The sequence below is a fragment of the Planctomycetota bacterium genome (assembly GCA_016872555.1).
GTDB lineage: Bacteria > Planctomycetota > Planctomycetia > Pirellulales > UBA1268 > F1-20-MAGs016.
This window is the reverse complement of record VGZO01000018.1, coordinates 42,623-65,452: the sequence shown is the minus strand read 5'-3', so window position 1 is coordinate 65,452 and position 22,830 is coordinate 42,623. Positions and strand designations below refer to the sequence as shown.

At 71.9% G+C, this 22,830-nt stretch carries 18 protein-coding genes and 1 pseudogene; 7 read left to right on the top strand and 12 right to left on the bottom strand.

The genetic code is table 11. From position 1 onward, the window contains the following. Positions 1 to 28 precede the first annotated feature (28 nt). A complete protein-coding gene (locus FJ309_08215; protein MBM3954583.1) occupies positions 29 to 529 on the top strand; it encodes a transposase in 501 nt (166 codons plus the stop codon). A 24-nt stretch (positions 530 to 553) separates the two neighbouring features. Here the strand turns inward: FJ309_08215 and FJ309_08210 are convergent, their stop codons facing one another. The 3 genes from FJ309_08210 to FJ309_08200 are packed head-to-tail and all read right to left on the bottom strand — an operon-like array spanning position 554 to position 3,994. Continuing rightward, positions 554 to 937 carry a hypothetical protein gene (locus FJ309_08210; GenBank protein ID MBM3954582.1) on the bottom strand — a complete coding sequence of 128 codons (384 nt, stop codon included), beginning with the start codon at positions 935 to 937 and terminating at the stop codon, positions 554 to 556. Then, complete coding sequence (locus FJ309_08205; protein MBM3954581.1) at positions 934 to 1,239, bottom strand: P-II family nitrogen regulator; 306 nt, start codon at positions 1,237 to 1,239, stop codon at positions 934 to 936. Before FJ309_08205 ends, FJ309_08210 begins: the two co-directional genes overlap by 4 nt. A 10-nt stretch (positions 1,240 to 1,249) precedes the next feature. Next, positions 1,250 to 3,994: a zinc-dependent metalloprotease gene (locus FJ309_08200; GenBank protein MBM3954580.1), complete on the bottom strand. Its 2,745-nt coding sequence runs from the start codon at positions 3,992 to 3,994 to the stop codon at positions 1,250 to 1,252. Between the two features lie 268 nt (positions 3,995 to 4,262). On the opposite strand from FJ309_08200, the gene FJ309_08195 reads away from it, so the two are divergent. After that, on the top strand, positions 4,263 to 6,173 hold the full coding sequence (locus tag FJ309_08195; GenBank protein MBM3954579.1) for a bifunctional metallophosphatase/5'-nucleotidase: 1,911 nt from the start codon (positions 4,263 to 4,265) through the stop codon (positions 6,171 to 6,173). Positions 6,174 to 6,282: 109 nt separating this feature from the next. On the opposite strand, the gene FJ309_08190 is transcribed toward FJ309_08195, so the two are convergent. Further along, complete coding sequence (locus FJ309_08190; protein ID MBM3954578.1) at positions 6,283 to 6,732, bottom strand: hypothetical protein; 450 nt, start codon at positions 6,730 to 6,732, stop codon at positions 6,283 to 6,285. Between FJ309_08190 and FJ309_08185 the strand changes: the two genes are divergently transcribed. Both FJ309_08185 and FJ309_08180 read left to right on the top strand, forming a co-directional pair. Continuing rightward, positions 6,719 to 7,906 carry a hypothetical protein gene (locus FJ309_08185; protein ID MBM3954577.1) on the top strand — a complete coding sequence of 396 codons (1,188 nt, stop codon included), beginning with the start codon at positions 6,719 to 6,721 and terminating at the stop codon, positions 7,904 to 7,906. The genes FJ309_08190 and FJ309_08185 overlap by 14 nt on opposite strands. 33 nt (positions 7,907 to 7,939) lie before the next feature. Then, a complete protein-coding gene (locus tag FJ309_08180) occupies positions 7,940 to 10,639 on the top strand; it encodes a hypothetical protein (protein MBM3954576.1) in 2,700 nt (899 codons plus the stop codon). Between the two features lie 8 nt (positions 10,640 to 10,647). Here the strand turns inward: FJ309_08180 and FJ309_08175 are convergent, their stop codons facing one another. After that, positions 10,648 to 11,718 (bottom strand): phosphoribosylformylglycinamidine cyclo-ligase, encoded by a 1,071-nt coding sequence (locus FJ309_08175; protein ID MBM3954575.1) that lies wholly within the window; start codon positions 11,716 to 11,718, stop codon positions 10,648 to 10,650. Positions 11,719 to 11,792: 74 nt separating this feature from the next. Between FJ309_08175 and glgX the strand changes: the two genes are divergently transcribed. The 3 genes and pseudogenes from glgX to FJ309_08160 all read left to right on the top strand — a co-directional run bounded on the left by glgX (position 11,793) and on the right by FJ309_08160 (position 15,206). After that, positions 11,793 to 13,982 (top strand): glycogen debranching protein GlgX, encoded by a 2,190-nt coding sequence (glgX, locus tag FJ309_08170; protein ID MBM3954574.1) that lies wholly within the window; start codon positions 11,793 to 11,795, stop codon positions 13,980 to 13,982. Between the two features lie 212 nt (positions 13,983 to 14,194). After that, positions 14,195 to 14,272 (top strand): annotated as a pseudogene (znuC, locus tag FJ309_08165) (zinc ABC transporter ATP-binding protein ZnuC). Positions 14,273 to 14,612: 340 nt separating this feature from the next. Further along, positions 14,613 to 15,206: a hypothetical protein gene (locus FJ309_08160; GenBank protein ID MBM3954573.1), complete on the top strand. Its 594-nt coding sequence runs from the start codon at positions 14,613 to 14,615 to the stop codon at positions 15,204 to 15,206. A 34-nt stretch (positions 15,207 to 15,240) separates the two neighbouring features. On the opposite strand, the gene FJ309_08155 is transcribed toward FJ309_08160, so the two are convergent. The 7 genes from FJ309_08155 to hrpB form a co-directional block, all read right to left on the bottom strand. Continuing rightward, a complete protein-coding gene (locus FJ309_08155; GenBank protein MBM3954572.1) occupies positions 15,241 to 15,786 on the bottom strand; it encodes a hypothetical protein in 546 nt (181 codons plus the stop codon). A 38-nt stretch (positions 15,787 to 15,824) separates the two neighbouring features. Beyond that, positions 15,825 to 16,922, bottom strand: a complete 1,098-nt coding sequence (locus FJ309_08150) for a sugar kinase (protein MBM3954571.1) — start codon at positions 16,920 to 16,922, stop codon at positions 15,825 to 15,827. Between the two features lie 33 nt (positions 16,923 to 16,955). Further along, a complete protein-coding gene (locus tag FJ309_08145; protein MBM3954570.1) occupies positions 16,956 to 18,053 on the bottom strand; it encodes an Ldh family oxidoreductase in 1,098 nt (365 codons plus the stop codon). 38 nt (positions 18,054 to 18,091) lie between these two features. Then, complete coding sequence (locus FJ309_08140; protein MBM3954569.1) at positions 18,092 to 19,078, bottom strand: 3-phosphoglycerate dehydrogenase; 987 nt, start codon at positions 19,076 to 19,078, stop codon at positions 18,092 to 18,094. Between the two features lie 118 nt (positions 19,079 to 19,196). Beyond that, positions 19,197 to 19,790, bottom strand: coding sequence for a hypothetical protein (locus FJ309_08135; protein MBM3954568.1), 594 nt, complete (start codon positions 19,788 to 19,790; stop codon positions 19,197 to 19,199). 40 nt (positions 19,791 to 19,830) lie between these two features. Continuing rightward, positions 19,831 to 20,013, bottom strand: a complete 183-nt coding sequence (locus FJ309_08130; protein ID MBM3954567.1) for a hypothetical protein — start codon at positions 20,011 to 20,013, stop codon at positions 19,831 to 19,833. Positions 20,014 to 20,282: 269 nt separating this feature from the next. Then, positions 20,283 to 22,829, bottom strand: a complete 2,547-nt coding sequence (gene hrpB, locus FJ309_08125) for an ATP-dependent helicase HrpB (GenBank protein MBM3954566.1) — start codon at positions 22,827 to 22,829, stop codon at positions 20,283 to 20,285. Between the last annotated feature and the right edge of the window lies 1 nt (position 22,830).

Below are 22,830 nucleotides of genomic sequence, written 5' to 3'. Positions count from 1 at the left end.
CATCGTTTTTGCCGACGAATCGGCCTTCATGCTCCAGCCCACGGTGCGCCGCACCTGGGCTCCCCGCGGCCAGACGCCGATCCTCAAGAGCTACGATCGCCACGATCGGCTCACCGCGGTGTCTGCGGTCACGGTCTCTCCGCAACGACGTCGGCTCGGCCTCGTGTTCGACCTGCTCGACCACAACCTCGCCACCGAAGACTTCGAACTGTTCGTCAGACGGTTGCTGCGAAAGATTCGCGGACCGATCACGATGGTCATCGACCGGCTCGGAGCGCACAAGAGCGCGGCCAAGCGACTGCTGGTCAAGTATCCCGCCCGGCTCACGTTCGAGTGGCTTCCGCCGTACTCGCCGGATCTCAATCCGACCGAGCACGTCTGGGGTCACACGAAATACAGCCGCTTGGCCAACTTCATTCCCGACGATCTTCTTCATCTTGCCAGGGTCGTCTCGGACGCGCTCAGGAAGACCCGGCGCGAGCAGCGGTTGCTCCGCTCGTTCTTCCGTCAGGCTGAACTCGATCTGTAGATCCTTGAAAGAACTATTCAAAGCTCAATAACGTGCCGACTTGCCGCACCACCGGGCGACGAGCGCTGGAAAACTGCCGAGCAGCTCGCCGCGGCTGACGACGTCGTCGGCGCCGGCGGCGGCCGCGTCGGCGAGACGGTCACGGGCCACGTGCGGGCCGAAGGCGATTACCACCGCCATCCCCTGCCCCGCGCCGGCCTGCTCGGCAGCCAACTGCCGGGCCGCAGCGACGAGGTCGCCGGCGGCACCAGGCGCCGACAGGTCGACGACCACCAGATCGAACGGCCCGGCCGTCGGGTCGGTCGTCACCGCCACGCCCGGCGTGCCGGCCAGCCGGCTGGCGATCAGCAGGTCGGGCGACCGGAGTAGTAGCCGCACCGCGCCGCCCCCGTCGCTCGCGCCGCTCACATCGCCTCCGGGCCGCGGACCTCGCGGTAGATCTGCACCGCGTCCTCGACCGGCAGGACGTAGATCGCGTCGCCACGGGCGTCGAGCGACCGCGTCGACAGGGCCGCGATCGAATCGACCGTCCGCGACAGGAAGTCGTCGTTGACGGCGACCTCGAGGACCGCCTCCTGGACGATCCCGCCGGTCGACTCGTCGAACCCCTGGGCGTCGGCCACGCTCATCCGCGTCACGTGGACCGCCGCCAGCGCCTGGCGCAATGCGTCGACGCGCCCGGGGCGGACCATCGCCATCACGAGTTTCACGGGCGCTTCCTCAGGGCCGCGCCAGGTCGAGACCGGCGTCGAGGACCTTGCGGATCCGCGCCTGCAGGTCGCCGAGATGGGCCACGGTGTAGGGATCGAGCGTCACGTCGGCCTTGGTGAGCAGGGCGTTGATCCGGCCTTCGATCGTCTTCAGCTGCGCCGCGGCCAGTGCCTGGACGTCGCCCGTCGAGCGGGCCGTGCCGAGCGACAAGTTCCCGAGATCGGCGACATACTCGCGCTGCAGGGCCCGCCGCATGCTGCCGATCGCCGGCTTGCGGGCGGTGTATTGCCCCGGCTGCGTCGTCGTCAGCTCCGAGAGGATCGCCCCCGAGAGCCGGTCGAGCAGCTCGGCCTGGGTGAACGCATCCTGGTCGGCCGGCACCTTCAGCTCGCCGTCGCGGATCCGCTCGAGCGTGAGCGGGTCGAGGAGCTGGCCGAGGGCGCGGTTTTGCCACATCAGGACCACGTCGTGGATCGCATAGTCCTCGCGGTCCGGGCCGTCGGAACCCCAGTGGTTCCACTTCGTCGGCACGAGCTGGTTGAGCAGCTCCGGGGGAAACGAGAACGGCTGGGCGCTGAACATCTGCGTCTCGAGCAGGGCCAGCGCGTCGCGCTGCTTCTGGGCCTCGACCACGCGGTAGGGCGGCAGCGCGTTGGCATCGGCGCGGTGGCTGCGCGAGGTGTGGAGGCCGCCGACCAGTCGGGCGGCGAACATCATCGCCTTGCCGTGAGCCGACAAGAGCACGCCGAACGCCTGCCGGACGCGCTCGTACCCCTTGCCGCCCGGCGTCATCCGCTCGACGATCTGCGGCATGAGCTGCGTGACCAGCTCGGCGCGGGTCTTGGCGAACTCGAGCGGATCGTTACCGAGGTCGAACCGGTTGGAGTGCGGATCGGGATCGTTGGGCTGCGTGTCCTCGTCGGTCGCGTAGGCGAGCTCGGGCTCACCGCTCCGGCTGGCGATCTTCTGCAGCTCGGGCAGCTCGCCGGCGGGCGACGAGGCGCTGATCGGCGTGTAGCCGTACTGGATCGCCCAGACGTCGTACGGGCCGAGCTTGGCGGTGTAGTAATCCCCCTGTGGCCGCCCCTTGGGCATCACGTTGGCGGGGACATAGTCCATCACGCTCGTCGTGCCCCCCTGCTGAGCGGTCTTCGCCGTGTCGTTGAAGTCGGCGAGGCTGCGCAGGGCGCTCCCCTTGAAGTTGTGGCGCAGGCCGAGGGTGTGGCCGACCTCGTGCATCGCCACGAGCTTGAGCCCCTGAATGACGAGTTTCTCCTTTTCCGCCTCGAAGGCCGGGCCGGGGTTGGCGACGGCCAGTGCCGTGGCGCCCAGCGCCGTCTCACGGGCATGTCCGTCGAACAGGTTGCAGGCGCAGGCGCGGTCGTGGCCGTGCGCCGTGGCCGGCAGGTCGCCGGTGAGCATGGCCACCGTTTGCGGTGTGAAGGTCTCGTATTCGCTCCGCCAGAACTGGAGGAAGTCGGCGTCGAAGATGATGTCGGCGTCGAGGATCTGCCCGGTCCGCGGGTTGACGCGCGACGGACCCTGGGCGAAGCCGGCACCGGCGGTGATCCAGCGGAACGTGTTGTAATTGACGTCTTCGGCGTCCCAGTCGACGTTGTCGGGCTGCTGCCGGACCTCGATGGCGCTGGCGAATCCGGCCTTGGCGAAGGCCTCGTTCCAGGCCTCGATACCCTCGCGGATCGGCTGCCGGTAGCGGAACGGCACCGTCTTCTCGATCCAAAACACGATCGGCTTCTTCGGCGGCGACACGGCCGCCGACGGATCGGCCTTCTCGAGCTGCCAGCGGTTGATGTAGCGCACGAACCGGTCTTCGTCGACCTTCTGCGAGAAGTCCTTGAGGGCGGTCACGAAATACCCGACACGCGTGTCGGCGAGGCGCGGACGGTAGCCGTTGGTGTTGGGCAGCAGGCTGATGGAATAGTGGACGTTGACGGTGATCCCGCGCGTGTCGGGCACGGTGTCGAACCGGGCGCTGCCGCCCGACCCGTAGGTCGCCGCGACCTGGATCTCGATGTTGTCGGGAAACGCCTTCACTCGCGACCAGCTGCTGCGGTCGCGGGCGAACGCGAAGCCCGGCAGCGACGATGAGATCTGCGGCAAGTCGGTGAAGAAGATGCTCGCCAGGTCGATCACCGGGGCACCGCTGGGCGCGTAGGTCACGATCGGCACGCTGGCGATGATGCTGTCGGTGTAGGCCAGTTCGACGGCCTTCTCCTCGGGGCTGCCGCGGTCGGCGAAGAACCGGACGTTGCGGCGGACGATCTGGATCGCGTCGTCGACCTTGCGCAACTGCCAGATCCAGTCGTCGCCGTCACCCCAGCTCACGCCGCCGAGGACGCCGCGCTCGCCGATCCCGCGGGCGATCGAAATCAGCACGAACAGGTCCTTGCCGAGGATCGAGTCGGGCAGCTCGGCAAACACCTTGTCGTCGCGGCGGTGGAGCGTGATCAGGCCGGAGATCTTGGTCGCCTCCTTGACGACGGCCGAAAACGGCGGCTTGCCGCCGCGCCCTTCACCGGAGCCTGCCGCGCCCCCGGACGGCGCCGCCGGAGCGGCGGCCGGCGGTGCAGCCGGAGCCGGATCGGCCGCGGTCGCCCCGGGTGTCGCCGGGCTGGCAGCGGCCGGTTCGTCGGCCCGGCCGGTGGCATGGCCGACGGCAGCGGCGAGCGTCAGGCCGGCGAGCGTGAATCCGAGGAAGGACTTCGAGGGGCGGCTGGCTCGATGCGGCGACATGGCGTTCCCTGACCGGAGAGGGGGTCCCGTGATCCCGGGTGCGGCGGAAAACAGCCACGAAACCCCGGTTCCTGCCCCCGTCGGGGCAGCTTCAGCAGCCTAGCATCGAGTTCCGCGGCCGGCCATTTTCGGCGTGGCCGGCCGGGAAGCCTGCCCGAAATCAGCGGCGAAACGTATCGTTTCCGGCCTGAAACTGGCCGATGGTCGCAGCGTCGCCGCACCGCCGGTTCGTTCCCCGACGAGACCCCGTGAAAACAGGGATTCCTGCATGACCCATCCACCCGTGTCGCGTCGCGAGTTTCTGGCTGGGGCGTCGGCCGGGGCGGCCACCCTCGCTCCTCATCCTGAGGCAGCCGCGGTGGCCGATGGCAGGAAGACGTTCACGATCCTGCATACCAACGATCTCCACTCGATGCTGATCGGCCTCGGCCCGGCCTCGGAGTATTCGCCAGCCACGCTCGACGACGACGGCACGCGCGGAGGGTTCGCGCGCCTCGCCACCCTGATCGTGGCCCGAAAGGACGCGCGGAAGCGACAAGGGCCCGTGCTGGTGCTCGACGCCGGCGACTACAGCATGGGCACCGCGTTCGGGGCGGCGATCCGCGAGACCGGCGGCGAGCTCCAGCTCCTGTCCCGGATGGGATACGACGTCACCACGCTGGGCAACCATGATTTCGACCTCGGGCCCGACGGCCTCGCCGCGAGCCTCGACGTGGCCGCGAGGGCCGGCCGGATTCCGGCGGTCGTCGCCTCGAATACCAACATCGACGCCGACGGAGCGGGGCTCGCTGAGTTGCGGCGTCTGGCGGAGGACGGCGTGATCCGCCGCCACGTCGTGATCGAGCGCGGCGGCGTGCGCTTCGGGATCTTCGGCGTGATGGGCAAGGAGTCGATTCACTACACCAGCGGCGCCGGAGCGATCACGTTTCCCGATGCCGTGGCGACCGCCACCGAGATGGTGACCCTGCTCCGGGAGACCGAGCGCGTGGACGTCGTCATCTGCTTGAGCCATGGCGGCATGGAGCAGGGGCAGGACGGTCGCTTCACCGACGGCGAGGATGTGCGCCTGGCGAAGGCCGTGCCCGGCATCGACGTGATCGTCGGCGGCCACACCCACACCGTGCTCGAACAGCCGGTGATCGTCGACGGCCGCACGCCCGTCGTGCAGACCGGAAAATATGGCGAGCATCTCGGCGAGCTGGTGATCGCCCTCGACGGCGACAGGCTCGCGGTCGAGTCGTACTCGCTGTACCGGATCGACGATACGATTCCGGGTGATCGGTCGATCTCCGCCGAGATCGGCAGGCTCGAGCAGACGGTCACCGACGTGGTGTTCGCGTCGCGTGGCTATCGGATCGATCAGCCGTTGGCCGTGGTGCCACGGGACCTGCCCAACACGTTCACCGACATCGCCGCCGGCACGGTCCTGGCGAACCTCGTCACCGATGCCTTTCGGAAGGCGACGAACGCCGACGTCGGATTCACGGCCAACGGGCTGTTGCGCGCTGGCTTGACGCGCGGGAAGTCGGGCGTGCAGACGGTGTACGACCTGTTTTGCGTGGCTCCGCTCGGCGCGGGCGTGGTCGACACCACGGCCGGCAGCACGCTCGTGACCGCCTGGTTCACGGGCCGCGAGTTGAAGAACCTCCTCGAGTTCACCCTCGTGGACAATCCCGCCCACCCCGGCGAGTACTTTCCCCGCGCGTCGGCAATGCGCTTCCGCTACGACCCGGCGCGGCCGGTGTTCGACGTCGTGACGGCGATCGAGATCGGCGACGTGGACCGCGGCTACCGTGCGATCGACTCGAGCGCCGGCGCCGACCGGCTGTTCAGCCTCACCTGCCCGCTGTACCTGGGCATGATCATGCTCGCCATCCCCGGCTACACGAAGGGGAAGCTGTCGCTCGTGCCGAAGAACAGAGCCGGTCAGCCGCTCCGATCGAAGACCGAGGCCCTCGACCTCCCCCGGGGCACCACGCCCGACCTCCTGCCGCCGAAGGCCACGGTGGACACCGACAGCGTCGCCACGGTCGGTACCGCCGGGGCGGTGCGCGAAATCAAGGAATGGCAGGCGATCATGGACTACCTGCGCGCGTTGCCGGTCGAGGGCCCGGGGCGCCTTCCGCTGATCCCGGTCGACGGTCGCGCCGCCGAGGTCCGGGCGATCAAAGCCGGATGAACGGCGGTGCGACCGCGGGCCATTGCCTTGCGAGACCTGCATGCAGGTCTGTCAGGCGGCCCGGCAGGCGACGCGCCCCGGCGATCGACAGCCCCTGAGCCGTGCAGCCTCACCGCCGCGCCGGGGCGCTTGGTGCCGATTCGAGCCCCACCGTGTTCACGGCGATCACGCGGTAGGCGTGGGCCGCGCCTGCCACCGGCGCCGGATCGACGAAGCGCGGCGACTGGAGCGGATGCGGCGGCGTGTCGCTATAGAGCAGGTTTTCTAACACCGGCCGGCCGAAGGGATTGCGGGGCTGCTCGGGAAGCGTGGCGATGCGCGTGCCGTCGCGCTCGATGACGAACCCGGCCAGGCCGCTCTCGGGATCGGCCGTGGCGCTCCACTCCAGTGCCCCGTCGACGACGGCGCCGGCAGCAGCGCCGATGATCGCCGCGACGAACCGCCAGCGGGCGACGCGCGAGCCGCGAACGACGCCGCGATCCGCGCCTGACACGGAGACGACGGAAGCGCTTGCGACACCGGCGAGGCGGCTGACGTCGTGGCGAATGATCCGGCTCATCGGTTCCCTCCGCAAGAGTGTCGCGAGTCTATCCCCAGCGGACCCCGTACGATGCGACGGTATCCCGCACGGCATTCCCATGCCCTCCTCCCCTCTTGCCATCGTCCGCCGTCACTGGTTCCCGGGGCTCCCCGAGGACGACTGCGGCCCCGCGCTTGGCGGCGGCTTCAGCGGCTCACCGGTCGTCGCCGTCCGGACCCCCGCCGGCACCGGCGCCGTCCTCAAGGCGTTCGCCCCCGGCACGACCCTCGAGCGCGCGGCGTGGATCCACGGATTCATGAACCACCTCACCGCCTCCGGCGTCACCGCCGTGCCGCGCGTGCTCGAGACGGTCGGTCGGGGCACGGTCGCCGTCGAGGCCGATGGCACGCTCTGGGAGCTCGCCACGCGGATGCCGGGCGCCGCGGTCGACCGACCGACCGGCAACCAGGTGAGCGCGGCGATGACGGCCCTCGCGCGGATTCATCTCGCGAGCGCCGGCTGGGCTCGTGAGCCCGCGCGGGTCGGACCGGCGCCGGCGATGATCCGCCGGATTGCCGCCGCGCGCGTGCTGCTCGCCGACCCGTGGGATCGGCCGCGCGCCACCGCCGCAAACCGCGATCCGCGCCACGATCGGATTGCCGACCGGCGGGCGATCGCCGCCGGCGTGATCGAGCCGGTGCGATTCCGTCGGCTCCTCGGCGCGATCGCGGTGATCGAGCCGGCGTTGACGCCCCTCCAGGCCGTCGTCCGCGACCTCCGCGCCGACCATGTGCTGTTCACCGTGGCACCGCCGCCACGCGCGGAGCCCGCGACGGTGTCTGGGATCGTCGACTTCCATGGTGCCGCCATCGACACCCCGGCAACCGACATTGCGAGACTCTTGGGGGATTGGGCAACGGGCGCAAGGGGCGTGGCGTGGGTCGATTGCTGGGAGTCGGCGCTCGACGCCTATGGCCGCGTCCGGCCGCTCCGTGCCGACCAGCGCACGCTGGTTGCGTGGTTGGCGGCGACGGCAGTCGTGTTTGGAATCGACCGCTGGTTTCGCTGGATCATCGACGAGAACCGCTCATTCGCCGCCAGCGGGCTCGTCGAGGCCCGGATCGATCGGCTGCTCACGCTCCTTCCCGAGGCGCTGGACCTGGTCGAGACGCTCCCGCCTCCCCGCTCGCACGCACGGGGCGAATCGGTTTGACCCTCGAAAAACGGGGCCCTTAGAATTTTTTGGATGCGTCCAGGTCCGTTGTTCAACCGAAAAGCATCGGCAGGTCCGTTCGCCCTGTCGCCGGTTCCCGCCATGCTTTTTGCGACCACCTCCGAGCGCTCCTCGCGGCGAACTTCCGCTGCGGCCGTTCGCCGCTTCGTCGTCCGGCAGGTGGGGGAAACCCTGTTCGGCGGGTTGTTGCTCGCCCTCGGGGCACTCGCGCTGGCCCTCTCGGTGGGGAGCGGCGTGGCCCCCGCGGCCGATCGTCAGCCGGCGGCGAAGGGGGCTGGCGCGATCGATCTGGGAGTGTTCGCTCCCGGTCTGGGGGTCGAGGGCGCTGCCGCGCCGCTCGCCGTGACTGCCGCCGTCGAGCCCCCGGCGGCCCCCGGACAGCCGAGCGTGTTGGTCGTCACGGCCGACCTCGCCGAGGGGTGGCACCTGTATGCGGTCGACCAGCCCCGCGGCGGGCCGCTGGCGACGCGGATCGAGGTCGACGGCGAAAGCGGCTGGACGGTCGCCGGGCCGTTCGTGCCCGAGGTGCCGGCCACGGCGCAGACGATAGGCGAGGGGTCGCCCTGGAAAGGCCTCACGATCCGTGAGCATTCGGGGCGGACCACGTGGCGGGCGCCGATCACCCCGACCCGGGCCGACGCCGGGGCGCCGCGCGGGAGCGTGACGGTGCAGCTCTGCCGCGACAATGCCTGCATTCCGCCTGAATCACACGAGTTCACTGCCGCCGCAGCGGCCGCCGTCGCGACGCGGCCCGCGGCCCTGCCGGCTGGCCCTCCCGCCGGCGCACCCGCGGCCCAACTGCTGGCGACGCACGTGCCGAAAACGGGCCATTCAGCCGTCGAGGCGGTGTTCACGACGACCGAGCCGCCCTACCGGCTCACCGTCCGACTCCTCCCCGAAGATGGCTGGCATCTCTACGCCCCCGCCGCCTCCGCCACGACGGCGGTCGGCCAGGGGAAGCCGACGGTCGTGTCGGCGACGCTGCCCGAGGGCGTTCGTCTCGCGGAAGTGCGGGCCCGTGGCGTGCGCGCTGCCGGATCGGCCGAACTGGCGGCGGCGGGCGCCGTCGAAGGGCCGATCGAGCTCGAGGCGGTGCTCGTCGCCGATGCCCCGCCCGCGCCCGGCGCGGCTTTCGAACTGCGGCTCGGGTTCCAGACCTGTGCCGACACCAGCTGCGATCCACCCCAGGGGGTGCGCCTGTCGGCGACGCTGCCTCCGTCGGGCTCGTCGCCGGGGATCGAGTTTGCCGCGCTGCGCTACGGCGAGGCCGCCCGCGGCGCGGTGCCGGTCGTCGCCGAGGCCGCCGCTGAGCCGGTCGAGCCGGCGGCGGGGACCCCGGAGCCGACGGCGGCCGCGGCGCCGCGTTCCGCCGGTCCCGAGATCGGTACCGGTCCCGCTGCGGCGCCGGCGCTCGTCGCTCCGCCGTCGTCGCTATCGCTCCCCTCGGCGCTCCTCTTTGGTCTGTTCGGCGGGCTGATCCTCAACCTCATGCCCTGCGTCCTGCCGGTCCTCGGCCTCAAGCTGATGTCGTTCGCCCAGCAGTCGGGGCGGGCCCGGCGCGAGGTGTTCCAGATGAATCTCTGGTACTGCCTCGGGGTGTATGCGGTGTTTTTCGCGCTGGCGACGGCCAGCGTCGCCGCCAATCTCGGCCTGGGAAGCGCCAACCTCGCCTGGGGCGAGCAGTTCACCTCGACGACGTTCAACATCGTGATGATCGGGATCGTGTTCGCCTTCGCCCTGGCGTTCCTCGGGATCTGGGAGCTGCCGATCCCGGGGTTCATCGGCGAGCAGGCCGGGCACGTGCAGTCGCGCGAGGGGCCGGTCGGGGCGTTTCTCAAGGGGGTACTGTCGACGGTCCTCGCCACCCCCTGCAGCGGGCCGTTCCTCGGGCCGGTGTTCGGATTCACGCTCACGCAGTCGACCGGCGTGACCTACGCCGTGTTCGGGGCGATCGCCACCGGCATGGCGCTGCCGTACATCGTCGTCGGGCTGTTCCCCGGCCTCGTCCGTTTCCTCCCCAGGCCCGGCGCCTGGATGGCGACGTTCAAGGAACTGCTGGGGTTCGTGATGCTCGGGACGGTCGCGTTCTTCTTCAGCTTTCTGGCGCGCGACTGGTTCGTGCCGACGTTCGTCCTCCTGATCGGGATCTGGATGGCCTGCTGGTGGGTCGGCCGTGAGCAGGAATCGCGTGGTGTGGCCGGCTTCGGCCGCTGGGTCCAGGCGGCGGCTCTCGGCGCCGCCGTCGGGGGCGCGGCCCTCCTCGGGCTCGCGCCGTCGTCGTCGGAGATCGAGTGGGAGCGGCCGTTCAGCCGGGCGCGGCTGGCGGCACTCCGCGAGTCGGGGCAGACGGTGATGGTCGACTTCACCGCCGACTGGTGCCTGACCTGCAAGATGAACCTCGCCAACGCGATCGAGACGCGGAAAGTCAGCGAGGCGATCAAGCGCAACCGCGTCGCACCGTTGCTCGCCGACTACACCGACGGCTCCGACGAGATCAAGCAGATGCTCGCCAGCCTCCAGAGCCGCTCGATCCCGGTCCTCGCGATCTTCCCCGGCGCCCGTCCCGGGGAGCCGCTGCCCGAGCCGATCGTGCTCCGCGACCTGATCACCGAGCGCGACGTGCTCGCCGCCCTCGAGGCGGCGGGGCCGAGTCGGTCGTCGGGACCCGAGGTCCGCGCCGCCGCCGCGCCGCGTGCCGCACCGGGCCGCTGACGCGCGCGTCAGGCGAAGCGGACGCGCTCGCCCGCGCCCGTCGCGGCCCGCACGCCGCCGATCACCCAGCTCTCGACGCCGTGATCGGCCAGCTGATCGCGGATGCTGTCGGCAAACCGCGCGGCGACGACCGTCACCATCCCGATCCCCATGTTGAACACGCGCTCCATCTCGGCGTCGGCGATCGTGCCACAGCGTTGCACCCAGCCGAACACCGGCGGCACGGTCCACGACCCGCGCTCGAGGACGATCTCCACTTCGTGCGGGACGATGCGGGCGAGGTTCTCGACCAGCCCGCCGCCGGTGACGTGGGCGATCCCGTGGACCGGCTGCTTGAGGCGGTAGTGGGAGAGCACGGCGCGGAGCGGGCGGGCGTAGAGGCGCGTCGGGGTCAGCAGCACCTCGGCGACCGTCGCACCGCCGCACTCGGCGACCCGGTCGCCGCACGACAGCCCGCCGAGGTCGAAGACCGCGCGGCGCACGAGGCTGTAGCCGTTGGAGTGCAGGCCGCTCGACGCCAGCCCGAGGACGACGTCGCCAGGCTGGATCTGCCGGCCGTCGACGAGCCGGCGGCGCTCGACGACGCCGACGCAAAACCCGGCCAGATCGTATTCGCCGGGGTGGTACATGTCGGGAAGGATCGCCGTCTCGCCGCCGACCAGGGCGCAGTCGCAGGCCACGCAGGCGTCGGCGATCCCCGCCACGATCCGTTCGATGAGGGCCGGATCGTCGGCGGCGAGGGCGATGTAGTCGAGGAAAAACAGCGGCTCGGCGCCGGTGCAGAGGGCGTCGTTGACGCTCATCGCCACCAGGTCGATGCCGACGGTGTGGTGGATCCCGGCGGCGACGGCGACCTTGAGCTTGGTGCCCACGCCGTCGGTGCACGACACGAGCAGCGGGTCGCGGTAGCCCCGGGCGAAGATCCCCGGCAGGTCGAGGTGGAACAGGGCGGCGAAGCCCCCCTCGGGGCTGACGACGCGCGGGCACTGCGTCCGCCGCAGATGGGCGGGAAGGCGCGACATCGCGTCGGCGTAGGCCTCGAGGTCGACGCCGGCGCTGGAATAGGTGGCTCCGCTCACCCCCGCATCATCGCCGCGCCGGCCCGGCCCGCAAGCCCCGGCGTGGGCGCGGCGGCGAGGGTATCCTCGAACCGATGCGACGCTCTTCTGGCCCGACGCCCCCGCGGCGTCCCCGCGACACTCCCGTGCTCGAGTTCAGCTACCCGCTGCCGTACGGCGCGGTGGTCCACGACGGCGCCGCAGGCGGCCGCGCCGGGGTGCAGTTCGCCATCTACAGCCGGTCGGCGACGGCCCTCCGCGTCCTCCTCTACGACTCGGTCGCCGCTGCCGAGCCGGCCGAGGTGATCGAGTTCGACCCCGCGCGTGACCGGTGGGGTGACATCTGGAGCCTGTTCGTCCCCGGGCTCGGCCCGGGGCAGCTGTACCATTTCCAGGCCGACGGCCCCTGGGATCCGGCACGCGGGCAGCGCTTCGACGGCACGGCGCGGCTGATCGACCCCTACGCCCGCGCCCTCGCCGGCCGGTTCCTCCACCACGGCGACGGGATCGTGCGCCCGCCGAAGTGCGTGGTCGTCGACGACGCCTTCGATTGGCAGGGGGATCGTCACCTCCGCCGTGAGCTTGCCGACACGGTGATCTACGAGCTCCACGTCGGTGGCTTCACCCGCAGCCCGACCAGCGGCGTGGCGGCGCCGGGCACCTACCTCGGCGTGATCGAGAAGATCCCCTACCTCAAGAGCCTCGGGGTCACGGCGGTCGAGCTGATGCCGGTCCACGAGTATCCCGACGAACCGATGCGCGGGCTGCCCGGCGAGCGCGGCAACTACTGGGGCTACGATCCGCTGGCGTTCTTCTCCCCGCACCGCGGCTACGCGGCCGGCAGCACGCCGGGCTGCCAGGTGCACGAGTTCAAGGAGATGGTCCGCGCCCTCCACGCGGCGGGCATCGAGGTGATCCTCGACGTCGTCTTCAACCACACCGCCGAGGGCAACGAGGCCGGGCCGACGCTGTCGTTCAAGGGGTTGGAGAACCGCGTCTACTACATGCTCGGCGACGGGGGGGCGTCGTACCGCAACTACAGCGGCTGCGGCAACACCGTCAACGGCAATCACCCGATCGTCCGCGAGCTGATCTTCCTCTGCCTCCGCCACTGGGTCCACAACTTCCACGTCGACGGGTTCCGGTTCGACCTGGCGAGCATCCTCTCGCGCGACCGCAACGGCGAGATGCTCCCCAACCCGCCGGTCGTCGAGATGATCACCGAAGACCCGTTGCTCGCCGACACGAAGGTCATCGCCGAGGCCTGGGATGCCGCCGGGGCCTACCAGGTGGGGTCGTTCGCCAGCCTCCGGTGGGCGGAGTGGAACGGCCGCTACCGCGACGACGTGCGGCGCTTCTGGCGCGGCGACCATGGCCAGACCGGGCACTTCGCCACGCGCCTCGCCGGGTCGAGCGACCTGTACGGCGACGACGGCCGCCAGCCCTGCCACAGCATCAACTTCGTCACCTCGCACGACGGCTACACGCTCGCCGATCTGGTCGCCTACCGCGACAAGCACAACCAGGCCAACGGCGAGGGGAACCGCGACGGCGACAACAACAACTTCTCCGACAACCACGGGGTCGAGGGACCGACCGACGCGGCCGACGTGATCGCCCTCCGCCGCCGCCAGCAGCGGAACCTCGTCGCCACGCTGCTCCTCTCCCAGGGCGTGCCGATGCTGCTGGCCGGCGACGAGGCGGGCCGCACCCAGCGCGGCAACAACAACGCCTGGTGCCAGGACAACGACGTCAGCTGGTTCGACTGGCGGCTCGTCGACGGCAACGCCGACCTGCTCCGTTTCGTGCGCGAGCTGGTGGCCTTCCGCCGCGGCAACCCGACACTCCGCCGCCGCTCGTTCCTCCAGGGGGGGGCGAGCAGTTCCGGCGCCCTCCCCGACGTGGAGTGGTTCGCTGCCGACGGCGGGCCGATCGACTGGTACGCGGCCGACGCCGCGCTGACGTGCTTCCTCGGGGCCCCGGAGGCGCCGGAGAGCGCGGCGGGGGGAGAGTCGGCCGGGATGCCCCGGCACCTGCTCCTGTTCGCCAATGCCGGCGGGAGTCCGCGCCAGTTCCGCGTGCCCTCGAGCGGCCCGATCCCGCGGCTCTCGTGGCGGCTGTTCATCGACACCTCCCGGCCGGCGCCCGGCGACATCCACGCCGACGGCCGTGGGCCGCTTGTCGACCCGAGCGTGCCCCTCGACCTCGCGCCGCGGAGCCTCGCCTGTTTGGTCGCTGATCCGGGGTGGGAAATGCCGATTCTCGTTGCGGGACGACCGGGCTGAGGGGTATCCTGCAATCCAGTTGCCGTCACGGGCCGCCGCTGCGGCCGAGTACCGGGGAACCGATCATGCCTCGTCTGTCACAGTCGCCTCGATTCGTCTCCGCTGCCGCGGCCGCCGTGGGTGCCGCCATCCTCTTCGCCGGCTGCACCGATCAGGCCACTCCCCCGAAGCCGGTCGGGCCGCCGATCGCGGTCAAGCAGTCCGGGGCGGCCCACGACCATGACCATGAACATGACCACGATCACGGCCACGACCATGCCAAGCCCGGCAGTGCCGCCGAGCACGCGCATCCCACCACCCTCGCCGCCGCGGTCACCGAACTGCGTGAGCTGGTCGGCAAGGTGAAGGAAGCCCTCGCCGCCGGCGACCGTGACAAAGCCGACGGTCCGGTGCATGCCGTCGGTCATCTGCTCGAGGACATGGAGGGGCTGGTGGCGAAGGCCAAGCTCCCGGCGGAGCGCGAAGCGGCGGTGAAGACGGCGCTCGGCGAGATCTTCGCCGCGTTCGACGCCCTCGACACGGCGATCCACGGCGCTGCCGACAAGCCGGTGGAGTTCGCGCCCCATGCGGAGGCGATCGAGAAGGCGATCGGCGTGCTCGGCGAGGGAACCTGACGGAAAGGAGTCTGTCATGACGGACACGGGATTCGTGAACGACGGTGCGGGAGGATGGGGGGCCGGTGGTCGCGTCACACGGCGCGTGGCGGTCGCGCTGCTCGTGGCGATCGCGCTGCTCGTGGCGGTCCTGCCGACAGTGGCGCGGGCCGACGTCGATCCAGCGGCGGCCCGCAGCCGGCTGGTGAAGGCCGCCGAGCCTGCCGGCGCGGTGAGCCCCTCGGCTGCCAAGGCGAAGCTCTCCACCACACCGCAGCCGATCGTCGTCGCCGGCCGGATCGGGGCGAAGGGGATGGAGCCGTTTCTCGACGGCAAGGCGTCGTTCGTCCTCCTCGAGATCCCGGCCGATGACCATGGCGCGAAGCCCGGTCACGATGCCGACAACTGCCCGTTCTGCAGGAAGCGGTCCGCCAACGCCCCGATGGTCGCCGTCCAGTTCCTCGGCGACGACGGCAAAGTGCTGCCGCTCGACGCCCGGAAGCTGTTCGGCGTGGCCAAGGGGGCCGACGTCGTCGTCACCGGCAAGGCGGTGTTCGACCCGAAGCTGCCGATCCCGGTGATCCAGCTGACCGCCGACGGGATCCACGTCCGCGCCGCCCCGGCGAAGTGACGGCGCTTCCCGGGCCGAGTCCCCCCGCAACGGCTCAGATCAACCGCAGCCGGCTGGCCAGTAAGGCAGCCTGCTCGTAGGCCCGGTGCGTGATCGGGTGGTTGTAGTACCACAGCCGCGGCACGACCGGCTCCGGCCGCCGCGCACCCCGCGGCACCCCCTCGCAGTGCTCGAACCGGAATCCCTCCTGCTCGAATACGAGCCGCGCCCGGGCCAGATGGCACTCGTTGACGACCAGCGTGCAGCGCGGCAGCGGCCACCGCGCGTGCGCGGTGAGCCAGTCGCGCAACAACGTCGCGTTGCCGCGGGTGTCGACGTACCGCGTTGTGGCGGTGGCGAACGAGGTGATCCCGTACGCCGGCCCGAGCGCGTCGAGGAAGCGGTGGGCGACGGCTTGCTCGGTCTCGGCCTGGCCGAAGGTGTTGGCCGGGGCGAGATACACCTCGTCGTGGGCGCCAGCCAGCGCGTGGCAGCGCTCGAGTACCGTCTCGAAGACCCACGACGGCCGGGTCAGCCGATCGGCGCGCGGCCGTGCGGCGAGCCCCTCGGGGACGACGACGAAGTTCCTGCCACCCTCCATGAGCGCCGTTGTGCTCCGCGCCGGACCGCTCCGCGGCGTCAGCGGACGACCCGCGCGCCGCCGCCGGCGATCTGCTTCTCGACCTCGGCCCGGGTCGCCATCGAGGTGTCGCCGGGGGTCGTCGAGGCCAGGGCGCCGTGGGCGGCTCCGTACTCGACCGCCCGATGCGGGTCGTTGAACTCGAGGAATCCGAAGATCAGTCCGCTGGCGAAGCTGTCGCCGCCGCCGACGCGGTCGAGGATCTCCATCTCCGGGTATTTGCGGCTGTCGTGGAACGTGCCGTCGTGCCAGAGGATCGCCGACCAGTCGTTCTTCGTCGCCGACACCACCCGGCGGAGCGTCGTGGCCGCGACCTTGAAGTTGGGATACTCCTCGACCGCCGTGGCGATCATCGCCTTGAACGCGTCGGCCTCGATCGCCGTCAGGCCGTGATCGACCCCCTTGACCTCGAACCCCAGGCAGGCGGTGAAGTCCTCCTCGTTGCCGATCATCACGTCGACGTGGCGGGCGATCGCCCGGTTGACCTCGCGGGCCTTGGCCAGCCCGCCGATGCTCTTCCACAGGCTCGGCCGGTAGTTGAGGTCGTAGGAGACGATCGTGCCGTGGCGCTTGGCGGCCTCGACGGCCTCGATCGTGAGCCGCGCCGTCGACTCCGAGAGGGCGGCGAAAATCCCGCCGGTGTGGAACCAGCGCACCCCGATCGAGCCGAACAGGCGGTCCCAGTCGACGTCGCCCGGCTTGAGCTGGCTGGCGGCGGTGTTGCCGCGGTCGGGCACGCCGACGGCGCCGCGGATCCCGAACCCGCGCTCGGTGAAGTTGAGCCCGTTGCGGACGCTGCGGCCGATGCCGTCGTCGGCACGCCAGAGGACGAAGTCGGTGTTCACGCCCCCCTGGAGGATGAAGTCTTCGATCAGGTGGCCGACCTCGTTGTCGACGAAGGCGCTGACCAGCGCCGTCTTGAGCCCGAAGCACTTCCGCAGTCCACGGGCGACGTTGTATTCCCCGCCCCCTTCCCAGGCGTGGAACTGCCGGGCCGTGCGGATCCGCCCCTCGCCGGGGTCGAGGCGGAGCATCACCTCGCCGAGTGAGACCTGGTCGAAGCCGCAGCGTTCACGGGGCTTGAGCGGGAGGGACATGGGCACTCCTCAGGGGGCCGCGGGGGAAATTGTTCAGGCGGTCGCCAGGGGCGCCGGGTCGAGCGCCGGGAGGCCGGCCTCGCGGGCGATGTCGTTGAGGGCCTCGACCTCGGCCGACGAGAACAGCAACCCGCCGGCCGCGCCGGCACGCCGCGCCGCCCGGGCCTCGACCTCGCCGGGGAGGAGGCTCCGGTCGTTGCCATGGCCGCGGATGTCGGCGAGGACCGCCGCGACGTTGGCGGCCTGGTCGCGGCCGGCGGCGAACGCTCCGCCGCTGACCGCATCGGGATGGATCACCTGGAAGAAAAAGCAGCAGGAGTGCTTCTCCCCCGGGGCGGCCGGGGCCCGCGGCCGGCTGCGGATCGTCGGCAGCGAGCCACCGATGAACGCGGCGACCAGCTCGTTGATCAGCGACAGGCCGTAGCCCTTGTGGTCGCCGAACGGCACCAGCGCCGCCACCGCGTCGGGATCGGTGGTCGGGCGTCCCTGGGCATCGACCGCGGCGCCGGGAGGGAGCGGTTTCCCTTCGCGCTTGAGCTGCTGCACGCGCCCCATCGCGATCACGCTGGTCGCCCAGTCGACGACCACCGGAAACCCGACCGCGGCCGTGGTCGGGAAGCCCCAGGAGTGCGGGTTGGTGCCGAGCGTGGGGAACGCCCCCTGGAACGGCACCACCTCGGCCAGCGACGCGGTGCAGTTGGTGTAGGCGAGGTAGCCGCGCCGGGCGGCCTCCATGACGTAGCCGCCCCCCCACAGGTAATGGAAGGCGTTGTCGACGCTGACGATGCCGATGCCGTGGCGGTCGGCGAGGCGGATGCAGGTCTCGATCGCCTCCCAGGCGACGGCCTGGCCGAGCTTGCGGCCGGCGTCCCAGACTTCGGCGGCGTCGAACCGGCCCGGCAGCTGGCGGATCGCCGCTCCCGGCACGCAGCCCCCCTGCCGCGAGCCGAACATCTCGTCGAGATGCAGCGCCTTGATCGCGTTGTGGGTCCGGATCCCGTGGGTCGTCGCCGCGGTCGCGAGCCGCGCGGCGGCGGCGGCCTCCGCCGCGTCGAACCCACGCGCCCGGTAGGCGCCGGCGACGAGCGCCTCGTGGGCCTCCACCGGGACGACGTGGAACGTCTCTGCCATGATCGCGCTGCCTCCTCCTGCCCCGCGCGGGCCCCGCCTCAGCCGAACGCGCGGACGGGCACCTGGGGGTTGACCTGGGCCAGCGGCGCTTCGCCGCGCAGCGCGCGGACGAGGTTGGTGACCGCCGCCATCGCCTGCCGCTGCACGCTCTCGAGCGTCCGCGAGCCGACGTGCGGCGTGACGACGCAGTTGGGCAGCCGCAGGAGCGGGTGGTCGGCCGGCGGCGGCTCCTCGTCGAGGACGTCGGTGCCGTAGCCGCGGAGGCGGCCGGAGCGCAGCGCGTCGACGACCGCCGCGGTGTCGACGATCTCGCCGCGGGCGCAATTGATCACGATCGCGCCCGGCTTCATCGTCGCGATCGACGCCGCGTTGACGAGGTGCCGCGTCTCGGGGGTGAGGTTGGTGTGCAGCGAGACGTAGTCGGCGGCGGCGAGCAGCTCGGCGAGCGTCGCGGACCGGGCGACGCCATGGTCCCGGGCGAAGTCGTCGTCCCAGAACACGTCGTGGGCGATCACCGGCATCCCGAACGCCCGGGCCCGGATCGCAACCTCCTTGCCGATCCGGCCGAGGCCGACGATTCCGATCGTCTTGCCGAGCAGTTCCCGGCCGGTCTGCCGCTTCCAGCCCCCGGCCCGCGTCGAATCGGCGTGGAACAGGAGGTGCTTCTCGAGCGACAGCAGCAGCAGGAAGGCATGCTCGGCGACCGTGGTGTGGTTGACCCCGGGGGTGAACAGGACCGGGATCCCCAGTTCGGTGCAGCGGGCGACGTCGATCTTGTCGACGCCGATGCCGTATTTGCTCACCACCTTCAGCCGCGGCGCCGTCGCGTCGAGGACGCGGCGGGTGAGCATGTCGTCGCCGCAGATCGTGGCGTCGGCGTCGGCGAGGGCGGCGAGCGTCGCCTCCTCGGAGAGCGGCCCACGGGCGGTGACCACCTCCCAGCCGGTGGCGGCCAGCGCCGCGTGATGCTCCCCCGGCGTGTCCTGGAACGAGGTCGTCGTGAGGAGGATCCGCGGCGTCTTCATCGCGTGTTCGGCGGGGTTGCTGGCCGGCGGCCGCAGCGGCTGACGAGCGGATGGTAATACCGCACCGCGCCGGCGAGCGTCAAACCGCGCGCGGCCGCTGCGACCGCGGCCCGGCCGGTCATGGCGCTCCCCCGGGGGTGCGCCGCGCCGCGTCGGCGGTGAGCAGGCGGGCGCGCGTGCCGTCCCAGTGGTGGACGGCGCACACCAGCCCGTCTCCGGCACCCGCGCCGGTGGTCCCGCTGCGGTGCAGCCAGAGGACCGCGTCGGTCGGCGCGCCGAGCCAGGCGAACTCCGCCTGCCGCGGCTCCGGGAGCCCGCGCTTGATCCAGCTCCAGTGGTTGACGTGGTGGCGGTGGCCCTCGTCGGGCCGCCAGCGCGAGAAATAGCGGAACTCGAGCTCCGTGACGGCGATCACGCTGCCGGGGGGGACGGCGAGGAGTGCCCGGGACGTCGCCGGCAGGCCCCAGGGGTTGGTCATGACGACGACCACCGGATCGGGATCGACGTCCGTGCGCTCGGCCAGCGCCGTGCGGTGGCGGCGCAGCACGGCGAGATCGTGGTCGAGGAACCGCCGCAGATGGTCCACGAGGATCGCGTCGTGGGCGGCAGCCTCCGCAGCGACCATCGGGACTGCCCGCGCGGGCCGGGCAGCCCGATGGTCGTCAACGAAGCGGGCCAGATCGTCGGCCCACTGCCGGGTGAGGGGAAACATGAGAGGCAGGCGGCTCCGGCGCGGCCGCCCCCCACAGGGCTCAGCGGCCGAGGAAGCGCTGCCGCAGCCACTCGTTCTTGCGGCGCTCCAGCTCGATCAGCTTGGCGATCGGACCGTTGCGCTGGGCACGGACGGCACGCGTGCCCTGGGCCTGAGCCTGGGGGGCGGACGCCAACATGATAAGGACCGTGGCAATCGTCGACAGGACGAGCAACCGACGCATGGGGAGACTCCTTCGAACAGGCTTTGGGGGGGACCGACCGGACCGGCGGCGCGACGGCGGGCGAGGCACCTTTGGGGGGAAGCCCGCCGACACCCCGGGGGCGGGGAGGCTGTCGACCGCGTGACCGAAGGGATCGGCGCGGCGCCGGCCGCCACTCAAGCGCCGACCGGCGGCGCGGTGCCCGAGGCACGATCGCCAGCGGGCGCAGAAGCGCCAGCCGAGGATTCCCCAGCACCCCCGGCAGAACCGTTGCCACAGGCCGGCCGCCGTCACCGCGCCGCCAGGGGATCCTCGGGCCAGGCGTGCTTCGGATAGCGCCGGGCCAGCTCGCGCCGCAGTCCCGGATAGGTGGTCCGCCAGAATCCCGCCAGGTCGGAAGTCACCTGGCGCGGCCTCTGATCGGGGCCGAGCAGCTGCAGGACCACCGCGACGCGTCCGTCGGCGATCCGCGGGGATTCGGCGAGCCCGAAGAAGTCCTGGATCCGGGCCGCGACCTGTGGCTGACCGCCGGCGGGATAGTCGACGCGCGTTCGCCGCCCCGCCGGCAGCGCGATCGTGTCGGGTGCCAGCCGGTCGACGAGGTGGAGCCGGTCATGACCGACGAGGGCCTCGAGGCGCGGCCGCCAGTCGGCGGTGGCGACGTCGTCGAGCGATTCGAGGCCCCGGCAGATGTCGGGCAGCAGGCCGGCGAGTTGCCCGTCGTCGAGCGGCGGGAGGCCGAGGTCGGGAACGAGTCCGGCAAGCCAGCGGACCCGGGCGCGGAAGCGCCCCGGCGCCGAATCGGCTGCCGGGAAACAGCGCTGTGCCTGGGCCAGCGCCTCGGCGGCAAGGACCGCGGCCGCCTCGGCGGCAAGGCCGGCGCCGACCGGCAGCGGCGCCTCGTCGAGTACGAGATCGATCCACCGCGTCCGCCGCCGTCCGGCGACGCGGCGCCGGCCCGGGTCGAAGACGATCTCGTCGGCGGAATGGAGATTGGCCGCCGTGGTCGGGTCGTCGAGCCAGGCGCGCTCGACGGCGGTTGCCAGCCGCGTCCGCGCCTCGCCCCGCGCGTCGTCGATGTCCACGGCAAGGAACAGCGCTTCGTGGCTGACGCGCGACGGCTCGGTGAGGCGCACGCCGCGCCCGCCGACGAGCGTGCCCCTGTCTCCCGACCCGGCGCGGAGGCGCGCGAGCCGGTCGGGAAACGCCACCAGCAGGCAGCGTGCCAGCGCCTCGCGCGGGTCGGCGCTCCGCGGGCCGAGCGGGCCGGGTGCCATCCGGAACAGCTGCTCGGCGGCGCGGAGGACCGCCCGGGCCGCCGGCGGGTGGGGCTCGAGGGCGGGATCGTCGGCGGCAGCGCCGGCATGAAACGCCTGGAGGGCGATGACGCGGTCGGCGACGTCGCAGCGTGAGCGCACCTGGCGCCTGTCGCGCGGGCCCCCTCCGGCATGGGCGGCGCGGCGGAACGGATCCCGGTCGGAGACGAGCGCCGCCGCGATCGAGGCTTCCCGGAGCACGCCCCGCGCCGCCCCCTCGATCAGCATCCGGCCGAGCCGGGGATGGGTCGGGAGCCGCACCATCTCGCGTCCCTGTGCGGTCACGCGCCCGTCGGCATCGACCGCGCCGAGGCGCTCGAGCACCCGGCGGGCGGTCGCCAGGGCCTCCTCGGAGGGGCGATCGAGCCAGGGAAAGTCGGTCGCCTCGCCGAGTGTTTCGAGCCAGAGGAGCGGCCCGGCGAGGTCGCTGCGGAGGATCTCGGGGGTCTCGGCGGCGGGGCGGCCAGCGTGCTCCGCCTCGGTCCACAGCCGCACGGCTCGCCCCGGCCCCGTGCGCCCCGCGCGGCCGGCGCGCTGGTCGGCGGCGGCCCGCGAGATGCCCACCAGCTCGAGGCGCGGCAGACCGGTCGCCGGATTGACGACCAGCTGCCGTGCCAGACCCGAGTCGACCACCGCGGTCACGCCGGGAATCGTCAGCGACGTTTCGGCGACGTTGGTCGCGAGGATGATCTTTCGCCGGCCGGTCTCGGCCAGCGCCGCGTCCTGGCGCTCGGGGGGGAGGTCGCCGTGGAGCGGGAGGAGGTCGTGGCCGCCGCGCGCGGCGAGTCCGTCGAGATCGCGCTGGCAGGCGGCGATCTCACCGACTCCCGGCAGGAAGACGATCACGTGCCCGGGCGTGCGCCCGAGTGCCTCTTCGACGGCCGGCCGCACCATCTCGACCAGCTCGCGGCGCGGCCCGCGCCCGTGGTGGACGACCTCGACCGGAAACATCCTCCCGGCCGCCTCGATCACCGGGCAGCCCCCGAGCGCAGCCGCCACCGGGCCGGCCGCGAGCGTGGCGCTGGTGACGACGACCCGCAGGTCGGGCCTGAGCGACTCGCGGACGCGGCGCAGGAGACCGAACACGAGGTCCATCTCCACCGAGCGCTCGTGAAACTCGTCGAGGACGACGGCGCCGGTGCCCGGCAGCGCGATGTCGTCGAGGAGCCGGCGGAGGACGATCCCGGTCGTCTCGACGAACAGCCGCGTGGCCCGCGACGTGCAGGTGTCGAAACGCACCTGGTAGCCGACCTCGTCGCCGAGCGCGCCGCCGCGGAGCCGCGCGATCTGTGCCGCCACCGCCCGGGCCGCGAGGCGCCGCGGCTGGACGAGGATCACCGCGGCGCCCCCGAGGTCGTCGACGAGCGCCGCCGGCACCAGCAGCGTCTTGCCCGATCCCGGCGGGGCGACGACCACCGCCGCACCGCCGCGCGACGCGGCGACGACGTCGTCGAGCACCGCGCGGACGGGCAGGTCGGCCGCCCACGGCGGCAGCGGTTCCCGTGGCGGGGGCTGGTTCATC

What these genes read in the sequence shown, in the direction of transcription:
- FJ309_08190 (MBM3954578.1), bottom strand. Translation starts at nt 6,732, where the DNA reads ATGAGCCGGATCATTCGCCACGACGTCAGCCGCCTCGCCGGTGTCGCA.
- FJ309_08195 (MBM3954579.1), top strand. Translation starts at nt 4,263, where the DNA reads ATGACCCATCCACCCGTGTCGCGTCGCGAGTTTCTGGCTGGGGCGTCG.
- hrpB (MBM3954566.1), bottom strand. Translation starts at nt 22,829, where the DNA reads ATGAACCAGCCCCCGCCACGGGAACCGCTGCCGCCGTGGGCGGCCGAC.
- FJ309_08130 (MBM3954567.1), bottom strand. Translation starts at nt 20,013, where the DNA reads ATGCGTCGGTTGCTCGTCCTGTCGACGATTGCCACGGTCCTTATCATG.
- FJ309_08160 (MBM3954573.1), top strand. Translation starts at nt 14,613, where the DNA reads ATGACGGACACGGGATTCGTGAACGACGGTGCGGGAGGATGGGGGGCC.
- FJ309_08215 (MBM3954583.1), top strand. Translation starts at nt 29, where the DNA reads ATGCTCCAGCCCACGGTGCGCCGCACCTGGGCTCCCCGCGGCCAGACG.
- FJ309_08180 (MBM3954576.1), top strand. Translation starts at nt 7,940, where the DNA reads ATGCGTCCAGGTCCGTTGTTCAACCGAAAAGCATCGGCAGGTCCGTTC.
- FJ309_08150 (MBM3954571.1), bottom strand. Translation starts at nt 16,922, where the DNA reads ATGTCCCTCCCGCTCAAGCCCCGTGAACGCTGCGGCTTCGACCAGGTC.
- FJ309_08135 (MBM3954568.1), bottom strand. Translation starts at nt 19,790, where the DNA reads ATGTTTCCCCTCACCCGGCAGTGGGCCGACGATCTGGCCCGCTTCGTT.
- FJ309_08200 (MBM3954580.1), bottom strand. Translation starts at nt 3,994, where the DNA reads ATGTCGCCGCATCGAGCCAGCCGCCCCTCGAAGTCCTTCCTCGGATTC.
- FJ309_08155 (MBM3954572.1), bottom strand. Translation starts at nt 15,786, where the DNA reads ATGGAGGGTGGCAGGAACTTCGTCGTCGTCCCCGAGGGGCTCGCCGCA.
- FJ309_08145 (MBM3954570.1), bottom strand. Translation starts at nt 18,053, where the DNA reads ATGGCAGAGACGTTCCACGTCGTCCCGGTGGAGGCCCACGAGGCGCTC.
- FJ309_08140 (MBM3954569.1), bottom strand. Translation starts at nt 19,078, where the DNA reads ATGAAGACGCCGCGGATCCTCCTCACGACGACCTCGTTCCAGGACACG.
- FJ309_08185 (MBM3954577.1), top strand. Translation starts at nt 6,719, where the DNA reads ATGATCCGGCTCATCGGTTCCCTCCGCAAGAGTGTCGCGAGTCTATCC.
- glgX (MBM3954574.1), top strand. Translation starts at nt 11,793, where the DNA reads ATGCGACGCTCTTCTGGCCCGACGCCCCCGCGGCGTCCCCGCGACACT.